The sequence below is a fragment of the Pseudonocardia sp. SID8383 genome, from assembly GCF_009864975.1.
GTDB lineage: Bacteria > Actinomycetota > Actinomycetes > Mycobacteriales > Pseudonocardiaceae > Pseudonocardia > Pseudonocardia alni.
Genome location: NZ_WWFY01000012.1, coordinates 1 through 2,665, shown reverse-complemented (window position 1 = coordinate 2,665; position 2,665 = coordinate 1). Strand labels below are relative to the sequence as shown.

The following is a 2,665-nucleotide window of genomic DNA, read 5'->3' as shown; positions in this document are numbered from 1 at the left end:
CGGCCGCCGGCCGGCACCCCCGGACCCCGACGGCCCGGACGCACCCCTCGGCGTCCGGGCCGTCCCGCCTACCCGCAGGCGTCCCAGCCCGCTACCGTCCGGACGGACCATCGGCGACGGCCGGGAGGCGGGACCATGAGCAGCGGCGCGGCGCGGCGGCCCGACGGCACCGTGCGCGCGCTGCCCGATCCCGACCCCGACGACCACCCGGTCTCACCGTTCCTGACCGCCCCGTGGACGTCGCTGACCTCCCGGATCGCGCAGCTGGGCAACCCCCGCCACTACGCCCGCGGCGAGCACGTCTATACCCAGGGCCAGCTGTCGTCGCGGTTCCACCTCGTCGTGTCCGGGCGGGTGCGGATCTACCTGCACCGGCCCGACGGCTCGGAACGCTCCCTGGCCTACGCCGAGCCCGGCGCCAGCCTCGGCGAGGCGGCCTGCGTCGACGGACGGCCGCGCCACCTCGCCTCGGTCTGCACCCGGCCGTCGGAGATCGTCTCGGTGACCCGCGACGCGTTGCTGAGCGCCGCCCGCGAGGAGCCGGAACTGCTGCTCGAGATCACCCGACGGATCGCCTACAAGCAGCGCGTCATGCAGCTGCACGTGCTCATCGAGGGGCTGCCCGCCCGCGAGCGGATCATCCTGCTGCTCGGCCACCTGGTGGAGGCCTACGGCGAGATCGCGCTCGACGAGGTGGCCCGGCTGTCGATCCGCCCCGCCGTCGACGAGCTGGGGCTGCTCGTGGGGCTCACCCGGGTCACGACCAGCCGTGAGCTGTCCCGGCTGGTCGCGGAGGGCCTGCTGGAGAAGGAGGGACGCGGGTTCGTCGTGCGGGACCTGCCGGACCTGCGACGACGGGTGCACGCCGTCCTGGCCTGAGCCGGTGCTCGGCGCCGGTACCCGCTCGGTGAGCCTCGCTCAGCCCTCGGCCACCAGTGGGCTGGAGGCGATCTCGGTGCCGTCGGCGAGGGTCTGGATCTGGAAGTCCGCGAACACGTTCGGCACCTCGACCTGCAGCTGGCGCAGGCACTCGACGGCGAGGTTGCGGATCTCGACGTCGGCGGCCTCGGAGGCGCGCATCGCGATGAAGTGCCGCCACGCCCGGTAGTTCCCGGTGACGACGATCTTGGTCTCGGTGGCGTTCGGCAGCACCGACCGCGCGGCCTGGCGGGCCTGCTTGCGCCGCAGCGTGCCGTTCGGCACGTCGGCGAAGCGCGCCTCCAGACCCTCGAGGAGCTTCTCGTAGGACGCGAGCGCGTCGGCCGAGGCCTGCAGGAACAGCTCGTGCAGCTCCGGGTCCTGGGCGATGACGTCGGGCTCCACCATCGCGGCGTCACGCTCGGGGACGTAGCGCTGCGAGAGCTGGGAGTAGGAGAAGTGGCGGTGCCGGATCAGCTCGTGGGTCAGGGAGCGCGAGATACCGGTCAGGTAGAAGCTGACCGAGCCGTGCTCGAGGACCGAGAGATGCCCGACCTCGAGGATGTGGGCGATGTAGCCGGCGTTGGTCGCGGTGCGCGGGTTCGGCTTGGTCCACGACTGGTAGCAGGCGCGGCCGGCGAACTCGGCCAGCGCCTGGCCGCCGTCGGCGTCGGTGGACCACGGGACGTCCGCGGGCGGGGTGAACTCGGTCTTCGCGACGAGCTGCACGGTCAGCGGGACGGTCTTCGGCGCGGTCTCCGGCATGCCGCGAGGGTAACGACCGGCGTCTCCGGCACCCGCCGGGCCCCGCGCCCGCACCGACGGTGGCGGCCGCGGCACCCCCGGTGCGCTGCGACGTCGCCACCGACGCCACGAACGAGTGGCGTGATGTCAGGAGTGACGCCATAGTGGTGTCATGGACCTCACGCCGTATGTCGCGCAGCTGCGCGACGACCTCGCCGCCGCGGCGGCCGCGGGCGACGAGCAGACCCGCCGCACGGCGGCTCTGCTCGGCTCCGCGATCGAGCCCGCCGCCCGGCTCGCGATCATGAACGCCCTCTCCGACCTGGCCTCGGAGGCGACCGCCGCGCTCGGCGACCGCTCGGTCGAGGTCCGCCTGCACGGCCGGGAGGTGCGCGTGTCGGTGTCCGGGGGCGACCCGGAGCCGGGACACTCCGCCACCCCGGACCCGGCCCCGGCGAGCGAGGGGACCTCGCCGTTCGGCGGCTTCCCGTTCGGCGGCGGCGGCTCCGGTGGCCCGGCCTCCGGTGGCTCGCCGTTCTCCGGTGACGCCGGGGACATCAGCCGGGTCACCCTGCGCATCGTCGAGCAGATCAAGGCCCAGGCCGAGCGTGCCGCCCAGTCCCAGGGCGTCTCGCTCAACACCTGGGTGTCCCAGGCGGTGCAGGGGGCACTGGCCGGCGCGGAGGGACGCGCCGGCCGTCCGCACCGCGACGGGCGCAACCTGAGGGGATGGGTGCAGGGATGAGCGACGGACAGACGGGCCCCGGACCGGACGACGGCAGCGGTGACGCCACGCACGACGGCGACGCCCACACCGGCTCCCGGAGCCGCCCCACCGGGGAGAGCGGCGCCTCCACCGGCGCGAGTGGCGGCGACGGCGATGGCACCGGCCACACGCCGACCGGCGACACCGGCAGCGCGGGCACCGGCAGCACAGGCGGCGACAGCACAGGCGGCGGCCACGGCTCCACGGGCGGCGCCGGCACACCCTCCCGCAGCGAGC

General features: G+C 74.7%; 3 protein-coding genes and 1 pseudogene. 3 read left to right on the top strand and 1 reads right to left on the bottom strand.

Annotated elements, in window-relative coordinates:
- Positions 1-135 precede the first annotated feature (135 nt).
- On the top strand, positions 136-879 hold the full coding sequence (locus GTW08_RS00550) for a Crp/Fnr family transcriptional regulator (protein WP_073578113.1): 744 nt from the start codon (positions 136-138) through the stop codon (positions 877-879).
- A gap of 39 nt (positions 880-918) precedes the next feature.
- Here the strand turns inward: GTW08_RS00550 and thyX are convergent, their stop codons facing one another.
- Entirely contained in the window at positions 919-1,683 is a 765-nt protein-coding gene (gene thyX / locus GTW08_RS00545) for an FAD-dependent thymidylate synthase (RefSeq protein WP_062401161.1), read from the bottom strand.
- A gap of 151 nt (positions 1,684-1,834) precedes the next feature.
- On the opposite strand from thyX, the gene GTW08_RS00540 reads away from it, so the two are divergent.
- Together GTW08_RS00540 and GTW08_RS31345 are read left to right on the top strand one after the other, a co-directional pair.
- Entirely contained in the window at positions 1,835-2,407 is a 573-nt protein-coding gene (locus tag GTW08_RS00540; RefSeq protein WP_073578114.1) for a toxin-antitoxin system HicB family antitoxin, read from the top strand.
- Positions 2,404-2,665: pseudogene (locus tag GTW08_RS31345) on the top strand (hypothetical protein); the annotation flags it as partial. The gene GTW08_RS00540 and the pseudogene GTW08_RS31345, both read left to right, overlap by 4 nt.

What these genes read in the sequence shown, in the direction of transcription:
- GTW08_RS00550 (WP_073578113.1), top strand. Translation starts at nt 136, where the DNA reads ATGAGCAGCGGCGCGGCGCGGCGGCCCGACGGCACCGTGCGCGCGCTG.
- thyX (WP_062401161.1), bottom strand. Translation starts at nt 1,683, where the DNA reads ATGCCGGAGACCGCGCCGAAGACCGTCCCGCTGACCGTGCAGCTCGTC.
- GTW08_RS00540 (WP_073578114.1), top strand. Translation starts at nt 1,835, where the DNA reads ATGGACCTCACGCCGTATGTCGCGCAGCTGCGCGACGACCTCGCCGCC.